At 42.4% G+C, this 15,060-nt stretch carries 11 protein-coding genes; 5 read left to right on the top strand and 6 right to left on the bottom strand.

Annotated elements, in window-relative coordinates:
- Positions 1 to 43 precede the first annotated feature (43 nt).
- The 4 genes from NOS7107_RS04200 to NOS7107_RS04215 form a co-directional block, all read right to left on the bottom strand.
- A complete protein-coding gene (locus tag NOS7107_RS04200) occupies positions 44 to 1,711 on the bottom strand; it encodes a ribulose bisphosphate carboxylase small subunit (RefSeq protein ID WP_015111748.1) in 1,668 nt (555 codons plus the stop codon).
- 145 nt (positions 1,712 to 1,856) lie between these two features.
- Positions 1,857 to 2,159, bottom strand: a complete 303-nt coding sequence (locus NOS7107_RS04205) for a EutN/CcmL family microcompartment protein (protein ID WP_015111749.1) — start codon at positions 2,157 to 2,159, stop codon at positions 1,857 to 1,859.
- 6 nt (positions 2,160 to 2,165) lie between these two features.
- Positions 2,166 to 2,513 carry a carbon dioxide-concentrating mechanism protein CcmK gene (locus NOS7107_RS04210; RefSeq protein WP_015111750.1) on the bottom strand — a complete coding sequence of 116 codons (348 nt, stop codon included), beginning with the start codon at positions 2,511 to 2,513 and terminating at the stop codon, positions 2,166 to 2,168.
- Between the two features lie 89 nt (positions 2,514 to 2,602).
- Positions 2,603 to 2,911, bottom strand: coding sequence for a carbon dioxide-concentrating mechanism protein CcmK (locus NOS7107_RS04215; protein ID WP_006276527.1), 309 nt, complete (start codon positions 2,909 to 2,911; stop codon positions 2,603 to 2,605).
- Between the two features lie 667 nt (positions 2,912 to 3,578).
- On the opposite strand from NOS7107_RS04215, the gene NOS7107_RS04220 reads away from it, so the two are divergent.
- The 3 genes from NOS7107_RS04220 to NOS7107_RS04230 all read left to right on the top strand — a co-directional run bounded on the left by NOS7107_RS04220 (position 3,579) and on the right by NOS7107_RS04230 (position 8,268).
- The gene (locus tag NOS7107_RS04220; protein ID WP_015111751.1) at positions 3,579 to 5,435 is read left to right on the top strand and encodes an NAD(P)H-quinone oxidoreductase subunit F; all 1,857 of its coding nucleotides are present in this window, start codon (positions 3,579 to 3,581) and stop codon (positions 5,433 to 5,435) included.
- 148 nt (positions 5,436 to 5,583) lie between these two features.
- Positions 5,584 to 7,077 carry an NADH-quinone oxidoreductase subunit M gene (locus NOS7107_RS04225; RefSeq protein WP_015111752.1) on the top strand — a complete coding sequence of 498 codons (1,494 nt, stop codon included), beginning with the start codon at positions 5,584 to 5,586 and terminating at the stop codon, positions 7,075 to 7,077.
- A gap of 60 nt (positions 7,078 to 7,137) precedes the next feature.
- Positions 7,138 to 8,268: a CO2 hydration protein gene (locus NOS7107_RS04230; protein WP_015111753.1), complete on the top strand. Its 1,131-nt coding sequence runs from the start codon at positions 7,138 to 7,140 to the stop codon at positions 8,266 to 8,268.
- A 104-nt stretch (positions 8,269 to 8,372) separates the two neighbouring features.
- On the opposite strand, the gene NOS7107_RS04235 is transcribed toward NOS7107_RS04230, so the two are convergent.
- Positions 8,373 to 8,681: a nitrogen regulatory protein P-II family gene (locus NOS7107_RS04235; protein ID WP_015111754.1), complete on the bottom strand. Its 309-nt coding sequence runs from the start codon at positions 8,679 to 8,681 to the stop codon at positions 8,373 to 8,375.
- A 4-nt stretch (positions 8,682 to 8,685) separates the two neighbouring features.
- On the bottom strand, positions 8,686 to 9,657 hold the full coding sequence (locus NOS7107_RS04240; protein ID WP_015111755.1) for a sodium-dependent bicarbonate transport family permease: 972 nt from the start codon (positions 9,655 to 9,657) through the stop codon (positions 8,686 to 8,688).
- 638 nt (positions 9,658 to 10,295) lie between these two features.
- Between NOS7107_RS04240 and NOS7107_RS04245 the strand changes: the two genes are divergently transcribed.
- Together NOS7107_RS04245 and NOS7107_RS04250 are read left to right on the top strand one after the other, a co-directional pair.
- Complete coding sequence (locus tag NOS7107_RS04245; protein WP_015111756.1) at positions 10,296 to 11,867, top strand: efflux RND transporter periplasmic adaptor subunit; 1,572 nt, start codon at positions 10,296 to 10,298, stop codon at positions 11,865 to 11,867.
- A 58-nt stretch (positions 11,868 to 11,925) separates the two neighbouring features.
- The gene (locus NOS7107_RS04250; protein ID WP_015111757.1) at positions 11,926 to 15,060 is read left to right on the top strand and encodes an efflux RND transporter permease subunit; all 3,135 of its coding nucleotides are present in this window, start codon (positions 11,926 to 11,928) and stop codon (positions 15,058 to 15,060) included.

Consider the following 15,060-nt stretch of genomic DNA (forward strand, 5'->3'; position numbering starts at 1 on the left):
AGCTATGCCCGCAGGGCTTTACAGCACTTTCAACTCAGCACTACTATGGACGTTGAATAATTGTTTCCAACACTCGACGCTTGGCTTTCGGGTCAATACCAATCAACCGCACGTACTCACCAGGATATTCAGACAGAGATGCTTCCAAAGCTGCGATCGCATCTCTTTCCGATCTGGCCTCAATTTGTCCACAGCTTGCCCAAGAACCAGTCCGGAAACGTCTTTGGTCTACGTGTTCAGCACTGATTTTATAACCACTTGCCAACAATTGCCGTAGCTGGTCTACAACTTCTGTATTTAACCTATTGCTGATCGTCGTTGCCGTTGTCGAGCTAACACTACTTGAACTAGCATAAGATTTCTGACCATTAGAGACCACTACGGGGCCATTAGGTCTTTGAATAATGCTTTCTAATACCCGACGTTTGGCTTTTGGGTCAATACCAATTAAGCGGACATATTCGCCTTGATGGCTTTCAAGACATTCTTCTAAAGCTGCTACAACTTCATTAGTCGAAGTAGCTTCTATGGGCTGACAACTAGCCCAAGAACCAGTCCGAAAACGGCGCTCATCTACGTGTTCAGACCCAATTTTGTAACCACCTGCTAACAATTGGCGGATTTGGTCTACAGTTTCAGCGCTAATTGAACCAATACCAGCACCCTTACTATTACCATTGCCATTGCCATTACCGTTATAGCTACTAGTACCTGCACTCACAGGTGCTTTAAAGCTAGTGGCTGCTTTTACCACACCATCTGGGCGTTGAATAATTGTCTCTAATACCCGACGTTTACCTTTAGGATCAATCCCAAATAAACGCACGTACTCACCACTGTGGTCTGCTAGACAGCTTTCTAACGCTGATAAAGCTTCATTCACAGATCTTGCTTCAATGGGCTGACAACTAGTCCAAGAACCAGTGCGGAACCGTCTTTGGTCTACGTGTTCCGTGCCAATCTTATAACCTTGCTCTAAAAGATAGCGCACCTGATCTACTGTTTCTGCACCCAAGCTATTGCTTGCCACTTCACTACTCCTTTCCAACTCTAAGACAGTAACACCATTACCTGTATAAGATTTAGCTAATTCATCCCGGATGGGTGCAATACATTTGCTATCCGCAGCACAGCGATAACCAGCCCGCAATGCTTGATTAATCCCCACTACATGATGGGCAAATTGCTCATCTTGATCTTGCACATCTGGCAGACGGTCAGCTTGCTGCTGGCTTGTGATTATCGCTCCCGAAGGTACATATTTACCGGGGGGAATTTCTACATCTTGAATTAAAGCGTGCATCATTACAATGCAGCCCTTACCCACTCTGGCATTAAATACCGTAGAGCGAAAGCCAATAAAGCAATTATCCCCTACATAAGCTGGGCCATGAATCAGAGCCATGTGGGTTAGGGAAGCATTATTACCAACCCAGACCGAGTATTCTTCGCCATCATCACCTACTACTCGGCCTTGCTCTAAACCATGAATCACTACACCATCTTGTATATTGGTCTTTTCACCGATATAAAAGGGTGTACCTTCATCCGCTCTAATCGAAGTCCCCGGAGCAACGATTACATTTGCACCTATCCGCACATCACCAATAATGTTGGAGAAAGAATGTACGAATGAGGTTTCGTGGATTTCTGGCTCAGCTAAACCTTTTGACCACGGGGTTGGGGGTGCCGCCGTGCTGCTGACTGCCATCGCGAGATTCCTCCTGAATTAAGCTTTTTGTAAATAGTCAATAGTCTGTAGTCAATAGTCCATAGTTTACTGACCTTTAAGTGTCAGTTGCTTTAAGCTGGAAAAAACGCCCAACCTCTTGCTCCTCTTGACTGTTGACTGTTGACTATCTATATTGGTCTTTTTTACTGTAAATAAGGCGATCTTGAACATGAATGGTATCAATTATCGCCACCACCGCTGCATCTAAAGGGCGTTGTTCGTTGCCAAGAATTTGACGAGCGGCACTACCACAACTGACCAGCACCCACTCATCTACTCCTGCTCCCACCGTGTCCGCTGCTACTTCGTATTGTGGCAAGATGTTTCCTTCTTCATCCACTAATTGCAACAGCAGTAGTTTGACACCTCTAAGACTTGGTTCTTTTTGAGTGCTAACTACTGTGCCACGCACTTTGGCAATTTGCATTATGTGTTATGGTCTTCTGCCGCCGAAAGGACGAATTGCATTGACATTTTCCCGGAATTGTTCTACGTCTTCCGTATAACGAATTGGCAGCACGTATTCCAAGTTTTCATGGGGACGGGCAATGATGTGAGTAGAAAGTACTTGTCCACCATTTACACGCTTGACTGATTCAACACCTGCTGCTACAGAAGCTTGGACTTCGGAAACGTCACCCCGGACAATTACGGTGACACGACCACTACCGATTTTTTCGTAACCTACTAAGGTTACACGAGCGGCTTTCACCATCGCGTCAGCAGCTTCTACTACTGCTGGAAAGCCAAGGGTTTCTACCATTCCCACTGCAATTGACATTAGTTGTAATCCCTAATTAAATTTTATCAAACAAAACAAAAGCGCAGATCAAGCAAGCAACCCCGTCAGTCACTTTATCTTCTCAGCTTTTAAGTGCGAAACTGTTCCACAGCTTCTGTGTAACGAATCGGCAATACGTATTCCAAGTTTTCATGGGGACGCGCAATGATGTGAGTGGAAAGCACTTCACCACCATTTACTCTTCTTGCCGCTTCAATTCCAGCTGCAACTGAGGCTTGCACTTCGGAAACATCTCCCCGCACAATTACGGTGACACGAGCGCTACCAATTTTTTCATATCCTACCAAAGTTACACGGGCAGCTTTCACCATCGCATCAGCAGCTTCTACTACTGCTGGAAAGCCCTTAGTCTCAATCATTCCAACTGCAATTGGCATCGCAGAAACTCCTAAAAATTTAATCCAATCAGTACTGTGGTTTGAAAATTTTGACGGGGAAGCTCATCTTGAGCTAAAAGACACTTCCAAAATAAGCATAGGAAAGGTTGGCTCCCCTGGCAATATAAATTAGTATAATAGTTTATAATAAAAAAGTTTTAAAAAACTTAATTGTTCGTCATACCAGGTTTCTGCTCTCTTTAAGTCCACTGATTACAAGAGCAGACCCTTATGCTTTATAATTCCTTCATTACATATACAAAACCCTGTTCGTAGCCAAGACTAATTCGGTCTGGTGAGGAAGATAAAATTACTGTATGTTTTACAGTTTATATCTTTCCTCTATTTTGTATTAACCTAATAGGAATATATAAAAAGCTTATAGCTTTTTCAAAGCTATCTTATAAAATTCTCTGCTAAGAAGTAGAAATAGAAGTTTACAAATTGAGCATGATTTCAATTAAAGGTGGAGAATTTGAATATGTAAAATAAGTTTATTGGTTTAAATATATTCCAGAATATTCCAGAGTGTTCCAGTCACAAATACTCATGTAAAACCTCGCCGAAGAATAATTTAACAAATATTTCCAGTAAAAAAAATTTAGTAAACAATTGTTTTTCAAAGGGCTAAAAAATCAAGGCAGAGTTGTAAAGGTAAGCAAATTAAATGAATGAGTTTCTATTTTCAACAAGTTGGTGTGTGCCTTTGTATAGTTTAATGGGCGCACTGTTAACTTTGCCCTGGGGGATGGGAATAATCAGAAAGACAGGCCCCAGACCAGCGGCATATTTAAACTTGTTGACCACTGTTTTGGCTTTTGCTCATAGCTTATTTGTCTTTAAAGATGTTTGGGACAGAGAACCAGAAAATTTACTGGTTAGCTGGTTTCAAGCCGCGAATTTAAACTTATCTTTTTCATTAGAACTCTCACCTGTGAGTTTTGGGGCGACAGTTTTAATCACAGGATTAAGTTTGTTGGCGCAAATTTACGCTTTAGGCTATTTAGAGAAAGACTGGTCACTGGCAAGATTTTTTGCACTACTTGGGTTTTTTGAAGCGGCACTGAGTGGTTTAGCAATTAGTGACTCTTTATTTCTCAGTTATGCCTTGTTAGAAGTTCTCACCCTTTCTACCTATTTGTTAGTAGGGTTTTGGTACGCTCAACCTTTGGTAGTAACAGCAGCACGGGATGCTTTTTTAACCAAGCGGGTGGGCGACTTGTTATTGCTGATGTCTGTGGTGACGCTTTCCAGTTGGGCAGGTAGCTTAAATTTTTCTGATTTGTATGAGTGGGCGCAAACAGCAAACCTCAGCCCGATGGCATCAACTTTACTTGGTTTGGGCTTAATTGCTGGGCCAGCAGGTAAGTGCGCTCAGTTTCCCTTGCACTTGTGGTTAGATGAAGCAATGGAAGGGCCTAACCCCGCTTCAGTGATGCGAAATTCGCTGGTGGTAGCTGGTGGTGCTTATTTACTATACAAACTGCAACCGATTTTAGCTTTATCACCAGTGGCATTGAATGCGTTAATCGTCATGGGTTCAGTGACGGCGGTGGGTGCGACCTTAGTATCATTGGCACAAATTGATATTAAGCGATCGCTTTCTCATTCTACAAGTGCATATATGGGACTAGTGTTTTTGGCAGTTGGTATGCAGCAAGGGGGTGTAGCTGTAATGTTGCTGTTGACTCATGCGATCGCCAAAGCATTATTATTTATGAGTTCCGGTTCGGTTATTTACACCACTAGTACTCAAGATTTAACAGAAATGGGCGGTTTATGGTCGCGGATGCCTGCTACTACTACCGCCTTTGTTGTCGGTTCGGCAGGGATGATTACATTGCTACCCCTGGGAAGCTTTTGGGCAATGCTGTCATGGGCTGATGGTTTGGTAGCAATTAGCCCTTGGGTAATTGGCATTTTAGTGATAGTTAATGGCTTGACAGCCTTAAACTTGACAAGAGTCTTCCGATTAATATTTTGGGGTACACCGCAACAAAAAACCCGTCGTTCCCCAGAAGTTGGCTGGCAAATGGCATTTCCAATGGTGACATTGACGATACTGACCTTACTGTTACCCCTGATGCTTCAGCAATGGTACTTACTACCAGATAAAAATAGTATTAACTGGTACGTGGTAGGAATGTTATTGACCTCTACGGTATTAGGAGTCGGTATAGGTTCCACAATGTACCTCCATAAAGCTTGGTCAAGATCGAGAATTTTGGTGTGGCGATTTTTACAGGACTTGTTGGGCTACGATTTTTACATAGACCGCATCTATCGATTGACAGTAGTTGGGGCAGTAGCATTGCTGTCTAGGATATCGGCTTGGAGCGATCGCTATCTAGTTGATGGCCTAGTAAACTTGGTGGGAATTTTCACAATTCTCGGCGGACAAAGTTTAAGGTACAGCATTTCTGGCCAGTCCCAAGGCTATATGTTGACCATCCTCGTAGTTATTAGCCTTTTCGGCTTCTTTATTAGCTGGTCATTAGGACTGCTCAATAACTTGCATTTTTAACAGTGCTGATTGAATCAATTTTGGATTTTAAATTTGGGGTGCTTCGACAAGCTCAGTACAAGTTTTGGATGAGAAAGACTTGTAATCTCAAATTGATAATCCGAACTCTAAAATTCTTCTGTACCTACTCCCTAATTCTCTCTAAACTATGTTGAGTGCATTGATTTTGCTGCCATTGTTAGGCGCAACTATTATCGGTTTTTGGCCTACTGTGATTGATGGGAAACTATCCCGTAGTATGGCTTTTGTCTTTGCTGGTATGACTTTCTTGTGGTCAATCTTTCTAGCAATTCAATTCGACCCAGGAAAAATTACTCAACAATTTAGTGAGTTTATACCTTGGGTAGATGCTCTAGGCTTAAGTTATAACCTCGGAGTAGATGGTTTATCTTTACCCTTGCTGGTTTTAAATGGACTATTGACTTGTATTGCCATCTCCAGTAGTGATATTTCCCTACAACGTCCGAGACTATATTACTCACTTATCCTCCTGTTAAGCACTGGAGTCACAGGAGCCTTTCTAGCACAGGATTTACTCTTATTTTTCCTGTTTTATGAACTAGAACTAATACCCCTATACCTACTCATTGCTATTTGGGGTGGTGTAAAACGAGGTTACGCAGCAACAAAGTTTTTGATTTACACAGCCACATCGGGAATTTTGCTGTTGGCAAGTTTCCTCGGTATGGTTTGGCTGAGTGGCGGTTCTAACTTTGCCTTAGCAAACTTGAATGCTGCATCCTTGCCATTAGGAACTCAACTGTTATTACTAGCCGGTATTTTGGTTGGTTTTGGGATTAAAATACCCTTGGTTCCCTTCCACACTTGGTTGCCCGATGCCCACGTTGAAGCCTCTACACCCATTTCTGTATTGTTAGCTGGTGTGCTATTGAAATTGGGGACTTACGGCTTACTGCGGTTTGGGATGAACTTGTTACCCAATGCGTGGAGTTATGCAGCACCTTGGTTAGCAACTTGGGCAGTAGTAAGTGTGCTTTATGGCGCATCCTGCGCGATCGCGCAAACTGACATGAAAAAGATGGTAGCCTATAGTTCAGTTGGACACATGGGCTATGTACTATTGGCCGCCGCCGCCGCTACACCATTAAGTGTGTTAGGCGCTGTGATGCAAATGATTAGCCACGGCTTAATTTCCGCCTTACTGTTTTTGTTGGTAGGAGTAGTATATAAAAAAGCTGGTAGCCGGGATTTAGAAGTTATTCGCGGATTATTAAATCCCGAACGCGGAATGCCCGTTATTGGTAGCTTGATGGTCTTGGGAGTAATGGCCAGCGCAGGTATACCAGGAATGGTAGGTTTTATTTCCGAATTTGTGATTTTTAGCGGCAGTTTTGTGGTATTTCCGGTGCAAACTCTACTATCTATGCTAGGAACTGGCTTAACTGCGGTTTATTTCTTAATTTTGATGAATCGCGCTTTTTTTGGGCGCTTATCTGCACAAGTAGTTAATTTACCACGAGTCTATTGGAGCGATCGCCTGCCGTCGGTAGTCTTAGCTGTATTGATTGTAATTTTCGGCATTCAACCTACTTGGTTATCTCGTTGGACTGAACCAACAATCACCGCCATGATGAGTGTAGATAAAGTAGTGGCAACAGTCTCTGTAGAAAAGTCAAAGTAAAAAGTAAAATTTTTTCCTTTTGCCTTTTTATTTCCTCATTCCCAATTTGGAGAACTGGTAATGGTAACTATTAGAAGTAAACCTGGCTTACATCCTTTAGCTGAGTACGTAGAACGATTACAAACAGGTGGAACATTATTACCTGATAGTCCAGAAAATGTTTTAGAAGTAGTTGGTATTCTCAAAAGCTATGGTGTAGTTTTAGATGCCTACTCCAAAAATCTCATCTACATTGCTGACCATCAATTTTTAAGATTTTTTCCTTTTTTTAAATACTTTAACGACGAATTCTCTTTTCAAAAATTACTCCGTCACTGGTGGCACGATCGCATCAATTACGAATATGCAGAATATTGCATGAAAGCTATGATGTGGCATGGTGGCGGTGGCTTAGATGCTTATTTAGATACCAAAGAATTTCAAGAACGAGCAAAAGCAGTTATCACCGCCAAATTTAAGAATAATCCTTTTATTTTGGGATTAAACCAATTATTCCCCGAATTTTTAACTGAACAATTGCGCGTTTCAGCTTATTACAGTGGTTTAGGTCAATTCTGGCGAGTGATGGCTGATATTTTCTTAACCTTATCAGACCGTTATGACCAAGGCGAAATCAAATCAATTCCCCAAGTTGTAGATTACATTAAAGCAGGCTTAGTAGCAGATGCTATGAAGCCGATAACCTACTCTGTCAAAATCCAAGATAAAGTCTACGAAATTATTCCCAAAAAGACTGGTTTAACATTTTTAGCAGATACAGCAGTGCCTTATGTCGAGGCTGTTTTCTTCCGGGGAACTCCTTTTCATGGCACAGTTTCTTACAATGCCCAAGCCTATCAAATTTCCCCCGATCAAGGTCGATTCCAATATGGTGCATTGTATGCTGATCCTTTACCCATTGGCGGTGCTGGTATTCCGCCTACATTACTCATGCAGGATATGCGCCACTATTTGCCAGAATATTTGCACGCTATTTATCGGCGTGGTTTACGGGGTGAAGATGACTTGCGGGTACAAATTTGTATAAGTTTCCAAAAGTCAATGTTTTGCGTGACTACAGCCGCAATTTTAGGATTGATGCCTTATTCTTTAGAGACTCAAGATCCATCTGAACAAAATGCTAATCGAGTGTATTTGGAAAAATGGATGGATAGATTTACAACCTCACGCTTAAGTGATGTCAATAGCTAGAGTGCTGAGTAAAAAATGCTAGTACGCTAAGGTGTGAATAAAGCACCAAATACAAACTGCTTTCAAGCTAACTGTAAGGATTTCTGGATTTCACACTTCATCCTTCAACCAACACATCTGGTAGTCTCAATTTCCATAGCATCAGAAATAAAACAAACTCCGCCAAACTTATTTAGAGTTTTCCGGATATTTGATTCTACCAATGGCAATTTTTCGGGGGCAAAAAAGGCAATGATATAAACATTGTCGAGCATTGTCATAGCTAAATCATGAGTGACTTTGCCTCTTGTACCTTTACCAGCAACATCTTTGACAACTGAATGTCCAGCTACGCCTGATTTTTCTAAAGACTCTAAAATTTTACCGAGTTCGACATAGTTAGCAAATATTTCGATCCGTTTGACAGCCTGCATTGTCTTATCTCCAAAATAGATTAATGCCGTATAGATATAGCGGTATACCTACAATGATATTAAAAGGGAAAGTCACAGCTAAAGCAGTTGAAATGTACAGACTAGGATTAGCTTCTGGGACAGTTAGACGCATAGCTGCTGGTACAGCAATGTAGGAAGCACTGGCACATAGCACCGAGAACAATAGACTATCTCCTTTTGGCATTCCGATCGCTTTCGCAATTAATAAAGCTATGCCGGCATTTAAAATAGGTACTAGTATCGCAAACAGAATCAGGAAAATACCTGCTTTTTGCAAATCTCTGATTCTTTTCGCCGCCACCAGTCCCATATCTAACAAAAAGAACGTCAGCACACCGTAAAACAAATCTTGGGTAAAGGGTTTTAAAGTTTGCCAGCCATGTTCTCCAGTCAAAAGACCCATGACGAGGCTACCCACGAGCAAAAATACAGAACTATTAAGGAAAGCTTCTTGTAATACTTCTGGCCAATTGAATTCGCGATCGCTTTCATCGACAGTGAAAACGTTAACCAATATTAAACCTACAACAATTGCTGGTGATTCCATCAAGGCCAAGGCTGCAACCATAAACCCATCAAAAGCCATTCCCAGTTGAGTCAGGAAAGAACTGGCAGTGATAAATGTTACCGCACTAATGGAGCCATAAGTAGCAGCGATCGCCGCAGAATTATAAGTATCTAACTTAATTCTGAGAATAAAAAATGTATAAACCGGGACAATACAAGCCATCAATATTGCAGCGAAAAGGGTGAGAATAACTGCTTGATTAACACCACTTTTGACCAGTTCTACACCACCTTTAAACCCAATCGCAAACAGTAAATATAAAGATAATAGCTTAGGGATAGGCGCTGGGATTTCTAAATCTGTTTTGACGAACACCGCTAACATTCCCAGAAAGAAAGCCAATATGGGTGGATTTAAGATGTTAGATATAATGAGACTGACATCCATAATTCCACCATGCCTCCAAAAATTAGCTAAATACTCATAAATCAGTTTAGGGTAATATCGCACACATCTAAAATTCTTTTGATGTATCAGATGCGATCGCTTTGTAATTGACAAAGTACTTGATCTATGAACCAATCAAGACTGCGAACCCAAATCGCAGCCTGAGCAATTTTTCCCACGAGGTAAAGATATTTCCACCGCCAGAAGGAAGCAGATTACTAAATTTAGAGCTATAGGCACAAAAGCCTAAATTCCAGCTATCTTTGGGGCGGACTCAGTTTATACACTTTTTTGGCTGACAAATATATAATTAGTGCAAGCAAGCACTTGCATGAATCATTAAAATTTAGTATTAAAGTACAGAAAAACTCGTGCAGGGTGGATCAAAGCGACAACTGAGGTATTGGCAAATGCAGGTTTAACAAAAACTACCGCCGATAAATTTGCTCGTATTACTGGGGTAAATCAGGTAACTTGATATTGCCAGCCCCAGAGTTTAATCAAATAGGCGCTTGAAAAGTAGAAACCTTGGCTGATCAAGATTCCTACACAAGCTCGGTTTATCAGTGTCTTACCAAGCATCCCTATATTTCAGCCAAGTTGCCTAAAGTTTAAGTCTATAAAATGAGAAAACAAAAATGTCCCAGTCTGAGTTCCCTGATTCACAGTTTCCGGTTGAAATAGAACAGCCTGCTGCTACCGACTCTAATCAGGCTAAACCAAAGGATTCTTCAGCAGACCCAAAACCCATCTCAATACTCCATAAAAAGCGGCCTTGGCCAGTGATTTTAGGCGTAGTCTTGTTAATTGCAGGTATTGGTATTGGTTGGCGATGGTGGCAAACTAGCCAGGCGAGTAATGCACCCGCTGGGGCTGGAGCAGCAGCTGGACAACCGATGGGAATTCCTGTAAAGTTAGCCACGGTTGAGAATGCAACTATTCAGCAAACTTCAGAATTTGTTGGGACTTTAGATGCACCACGTTCAGTCACACTCAAACCAGAGATTGATGGACGCATTACAGAGATTTTATATAAAGAAGGCGATCGCATTTCCCAAGGACAAGTAGTCATTCGTTTGCAAAGTGATGATGCTCAAGCGCAATTACTTCAAGCCAAAGCCTCACTTGAACAAGCACAAGCGCGTTTAGCAGAACTGAAAGCAGGTACACGTTCTGAAGAAATTGCCCAAGCCAGAGCGCAGTTAGTTCAAGCCCAAGCGCGGTTACGAGATGCTCAAACAGGTTCAAGTCCCGAAGAAATGGCGCAAGCCGAAGCCCAAATTGATGCCGCTAAATCTGACTTAGAACTAGCTAAGTCACGCGCTGTACGCTACGGAAACTTACAAAAACAAGGGGCTATTTCGGAAGATCAGATGGAAGGCTATCTGAAAGAACAACGTAGCGCCGCAGCCGCATTAGTTGTCGCCCAAAAACGCTTAGATCAACTCAGCAAAGGGAGAAATTCCAATATCAATGAATTAGAAGCGGCCGCTGAACAACAAAGACAAAACGTCAGACAACTAGAAAACGGCCCTCGACAAGAAGAAATCGCCCAAGCGCGATCGCAAGTTACCCAAGCAGCAGCTCAAGTCAAAGCCGCCCAAGTGCAACTGCAATATACTAATGTCCGCGCTCCATTTACGGGAGTGGTTGGCGATATTCCCGTCAGAGTTGGAGAATTTGTCAGCAAAGCAGATAATCTCACCACTTTGACCAGAAATGACTCCTTGGAATTGAACATCTCTGTATCACTCAATGAAAGCCAGCAATTGCGTATTGGCTTACCTGTACAAATGCTGGATGCCCAAGGTCAACCCACCGCCACAGGTAAAATCAGTTTCATTTCGCCCAATGCCAATTCTAATTCGCAAACTGTTTTAGCTAAGGCCGTTTTTGGTAATGGCAACAGACAATTAGTCAATCGTCAGTTAGTCCAAACTAAAATCATTTGGGATGAACGCCCCGGAATTTTAGTGCCGGTGACAGCAGTATCACGTTTGGGTGGAGAAACATTTGTCTTTGTGGCGCAAGCACCAGAAAATCCCAAACCAGGAGCGCCTTCATTAGTAGCTTTGCAAAAACCAATCAAGTTAGGAGCAATTGAGGGTAGTAATTACCAAGTATTAGAAGGGCTAAAAGCAGGAGAGAAAATCGTAGTTTCCGGTATTCTCAACCTAACTAACGGCGCACCGATAATTCCCTCTCCCTAAAAAAATCTGAAGGATAAAGGGGAAAATTTCATACTTCATACTTCATACTTCCTAATTTATGTTTGTTGATTTCTTCATCAAGCGACCAGTCTTTTCTACAGTCTGCGCGATCATTATCTTACTGGTGGGATTAATTAGTATTCCCACACTACCCATCGCCCAGTTTCCCGATATTAGTCCTAACCAAATCAACGTTACTGCCAACTACAGTGGAGCGAGTGCTGAAGTAGTAGAAAGTGGCATTACTAATATCTTAGAAAGACAAATTAATGGTGTTGAAGGTCTGAGATATATGACCTCCAGCAGCAGCAATGATGGTACCAGTAGTATTACAGTTACCTTCGATGCCTCACGTAATAAAGATTTGTCTGCTGTTGACGTACAAAATCGTGTTTCCATTGCCCAGGCACAATTACCAGATGTAGTGCAGCGTACAGGAGTTAGAGTCAGCAAGCAATCTAACAATATTCTCTTAGGAATTGGTTTATATACCGACAATAAAGAATATGACAACACATTTTTGAGCAACTATGCTGACCTGTACGTAGCAGATGCGCTCAAAAGGGTCAAAGGCGTAGGTGATGTCCGCATTTTTGGTGAACGCCGCTATGCTATGCGCCTGTGGTTAGATCCCAGTCGATTAGCAACGAGGGGATTGACCACAGAAGATGTCACCACAGCACTAGCACAACAAAACTTGCAAATTGGTGCGGGGAGAATTGGTCAAGAACCAGCCCCCAAAGGACAACAATATCAAATTGATGTACGTGCGGCCAGCCGATTGACAGAACCAAAAGAATTTGCAGAAATTGTCATTAAATCAGAAGATGATGGAACTTTAGTCAAACTTAAAGATATCGGTCGAGCCGAATTAGGAGCAGAAAATTACAATACATTTCTGCGATATCGGGCTAAGGATGCTGTCGGCTTGGGTATTTATCAAGTTCCTGGGAGTAATGCCTTAGATGTCGCCAAGGGAGTGAAAGCAGCGCTCGCCGCACTGGCCCCAAGTTTTCCACCGGGGATGAAATATCAAGTAGCTTTTGACACAACTATGTTTGTGGAAGAGTCTTTGGCAGAAGTAATCAAGACTCTATTTGAAGCTGTGGTTTTGGTGGTCATCGTTATTTTTCTATTCTTGCAAGACTGGCGAACGACGCTGATTCCGGCGCTCACAATTCCTCTAGCATTGGTGGGGACATTTGCCTTCGTCAAAGTGTTTAACTTCTCGATTAATAGTTTGACCTTATTTGGTTTGACTTTGGCATCGGGGATGGTGGTAGATGATGCGATCGTTGTAGTTGAGCAAATCAGCCGTTTTATTCAAGATAAAGGCATAAATCCCCGCCGCGCCGCCAGTGAATCAATGGCGGAATTATTTGGTGCAGTCATCGCTACTTCTTTGGTGTTGATGGCAGTGTTTGTCCCAGTGGCATTTTTTCCAGGAACCACAGGTGCATTGTATCGGCAATTTGCCTTAACCATCGCCTTCTCTATTGTTATTTCGACTTTTTTAGCTTTGACCCTCACACCTTCGTTATGTGCTTTGCTTCTGCGACAAGGGCAAAGACCGACAGGTTGGATCGGCTGGATTTTTGACCAGATTAACAGATTTTTAGACTGGATAACGCAGGGATATCAGCGATCGCTCAGTTTCCTCACCAAAATTAAAAGTGTCATTATTGGTCTATTTATCGTCTCTTTGGGCATGACTGCGTGGTTGTATACTAGTGTACCTACCGCCTTCCTCCCCGAAGAAGATCAAGGCTATTTCATCACAATTATCCAAGGGCCACAAGGGGTGTCGCTGCAATACACCAGCGATGTTATGTCCAAAGTGGAAAAAGAAATTCTGCAAATTCCCGAAGTTGTTGGCACCTTTGCGGTTGGCGGCTTCGGCTTCAGTGGTAGTACTGCCAATAGCGGTATTATCTTTACCACATTAAAGCCTTGGGGAGAGCGTGAAAAACCAGATCAGACAGTAAAAGCCCTCATCGGTAAATTACAAGGCAAATTTTTTGCCATTCCCGAAGCGAGAATCTTTGCTGTCAATCCTCCTGCGATTCAAGGGCTAGGTAACTTTGGAGGTTTTACCTTTCAACTCCAAGACCGCAGAGGTAATGGCGGCTTAGACAACCTAGTTCAAACAATGGGTCAATTGCTAGGTCGTGCTAATCAAACCCCCGGATTACAAGCTGTGTTTACTACCTTTGCAGCTAACACACCCCAATTACTCGTAGAAGTAGACCGCAACAAAACCAATGCACTGCAAGTGAATGTAGATGATATATTTACCACCCTGCAAACTGCTTTAGGGTCACAATATGTCAACGATTTCAACCTCCAGCAGCGTAACTATCGGGTATATGTCCAAGCAGATGAACAGTTTCGCTCTAACCCCCAAGATATCGGGCAATTATATGTTCGTTCTCGCAAGAATGAAATAATTCCTTTGAGTAACTTGGTGAAAATTACTCCTACCACAGGAGCGCAAACAATTAACCACTACAATCTATTTCGCTCCATCGAAATCAATGGTTCCGCAGCACCAGGCTCTAGTTCGGGAGACGCTATCCAAAAAATGGAACAGGTAGCTCAACAAGTTCTACCAGCCAGTTACGGTTACGAATGGTCAGGTACAGCCTTAGAAGAACTAGAATCTGGTGGTTTAGCACCCGTGATTTTTGGCTTAGGATTAGTTTTTGTCTTCTTAGTTCTAGCAGCCCAATATGAAAATTACATTGACCCTTTAATTATCATGCTTTCAGTGCCTTTAGCGATTTTTGGCGCACTGTTAGCCCAGTCAATGCGGGGTTTTGCTAACGATGTTTACTGTCAAATTGGTCTAGTCATGTTGATTGGTTTGGCTAGTAAAAATGCGATTTTGATTGTGGAATTTGCTAACCAGTTGCGAGAACAAGGACTATCGATTACCAAAGCCGTCATTGAAGCTTCTCAAGAACGCTTACGCCCAATTTTAATGACTGCTTTTTCCACGCTTTTGGGGATTTTTCCCTTGGCCGTGGCGACTGGTGCAGGTGCAGGAAGCCGTCAATCTTTGGGGACAGCAGTATTTGGTGGGATGTTAATTGCCACATTCTTAAGTTTGTTTGTCGTACCCATTTTGTACATCGTGATTAAATCCTTCACAGAACGATTGATGAAGTCAAATCCAGAAGAAACAATGCACTGA

It is taken from the genome of Nostoc sp. PCC 7107, from assembly GCF_000316625.1.
Classification (GTDB): Bacteria; Cyanobacteriota; Cyanobacteriia; order Cyanobacteriales; family Nostocaceae; genus Nostoc_B.